The sequence below is a fragment of the Streptomyces sp. SID3212 genome (genome assembly GCF_009865405.1).
Classification (GTDB): Bacteria; Actinomycetota; Actinomycetes; order Streptomycetales; family Streptomycetaceae; genus Streptomyces.
Genome location: NZ_WWJY01000600.1, coordinates 1 through 1,525 on the forward strand (window position 1 = coordinate 1; position 1,525 = coordinate 1,525).

Annotated in this window: 2 protein-coding genes; both read right to left on the minus strand. The window is 75.7% G+C overall.

Going from position 1 to position 1,525, the window contains the following annotated elements; all coding sequences use genetic code 11:
• Positions 1-359 (minus strand): thioesterase domain-containing protein (locus tag GT042_RS17975; RefSeq protein ID WP_161309732.1); only part of this gene is annotated, 359 nt, incomplete at its 3' end.
• Positions 360-390: 31 nt separating this feature from the next.
• Positions 391-1,525: beta-ketoacyl synthase N-terminal-like domain-containing protein (locus GT042_RS17980; RefSeq protein ID WP_161309733.1), on the minus strand; the 1,135-nt coding region annotated here is incomplete at its 5' end.

Consider the following 1,525-nt stretch of genomic DNA (forward strand, 5'->3'; position numbering starts at 1 on the left):
CGGCGGGCGGAGACGAACAGGTGGCGGGGCTCGCCCCAGCCGCGCGCGGCCAGCTCGCGGGCCACCTCGTACGCGAGGGCCGCCCCCAGGCTGTGCCCGAACAGCGCGTAGGGCCGGTCGAGGAGCGGCAGGAGCCCGTCGCACAGCGGTCCGACGATGTCCGTCATCCGGCGCAGCGGCTGCTCCCTGGAGCGGGATTCCCGGCCGGGGAGGAGGACCGGCCGGATGTCCGCGTCCTGGCCGAACTCCCGTTGCCAGGAGCGGAATCCGGCCGGGCCGCCGCCGGCGTGCGCGAAGCAGAAGAGCCGTACCCCGGCGTCCGGAGCACCGCGCACCTCCGCGGTCCAGCGTCCCGTCACGGTGTCCACCTTCCGTCCTCGGCCGGCCCGGTCACGCGGCCAGCAGGATGCTGGTGTTGATGCCCCCGAAGCCGAAGCCGTTCGAGAGCGCGTACGAGAGGTCCGCCGGCCGGGCCGTCCGGCCGGTGAACCGGAGCCCGGGGTCGATCGGCCGGTACAGGTTGATGTTGGGGTGGACGAAGCCCCCGCGCAGCTGGAGCACGGTGGCGACCGCCTCCACCACGCCGGCCGCGTAGAGGCAGTGGCCGGTGAGTGCCTTGGTGGCGTTGATCCACGGGCGGTCGGGACCGTCCCCGAAGACCTCCCGGAGCGCGGCTGCCTCGGTACGGTCACCGAGGGCGGAGCCGGTGCCGTGTGCGTTGACGTACCCCACCGCCTCCGGCGCCAGGCCGGCCATCCGCAGGGCGGCCGTCATGACCGCGGTCTCGCCGCGTTCGTCCGGGTCGGCCTGGCTGTTGCCGTCCAGGGCGATTCCGTAGCCCGCGATCCGCGCCAGGACGGGCGCCCCGCGGGCCTCGGCCGACTCCTGGGTCTCCAGGACGAGCGCCCCGCAGCCCTGGCCGGGGACGAATCCCGAGTGGTCCTCGTCGAACGGGCGGCACACCGCCCCGGGTTCCAGCCCGCGCGGACCGCCGGACATCGCGCCCAGGTTGAGCAGCGCCTGGCGTTCCAGCGCGGAGAGTTCGGCGAGGGCGCCGACCACCAGGCAGGCGTCCGCCGCCCCGAGGGCCAGCAGCCGGGCTCCGGTGATGATGCCCACGTTGCCGCTGGCGGAGGCGCCGCCGACCGTGCAGCCCTCCCCCGTGATGTCCAACACCTGGCTGAGGATGCCGAGATGGTCGGTGTCGAGGAGGTGCAGCGCGGCCCTGGCCGGTACGTGCGCGCCGGCGCCCGCCAGTTTCGGGTGCAGGCGTTCTGCGTAGCCGGTGGTCAGGTTGTGTCCGGCCACCACCAGTGCGGTACGGCCGGGGGCCGGGCCGCCCGCCGTACCGAGGCCGGCCTGGAGCCGGGCCTGGAGGGCGGTGGCCACTGCGACCCGGACCCCGAAGGGCGCCCGGCCGGCCGTGCGCAGTGCGACGGCCCGCAGTCGCGCGGGCAGGCCGGGGAGGGCGTCCAGGGCCGCCCCGAGGTCGAAGTCCGGGAGGTCGGCGGCGAAGGACGGCTGG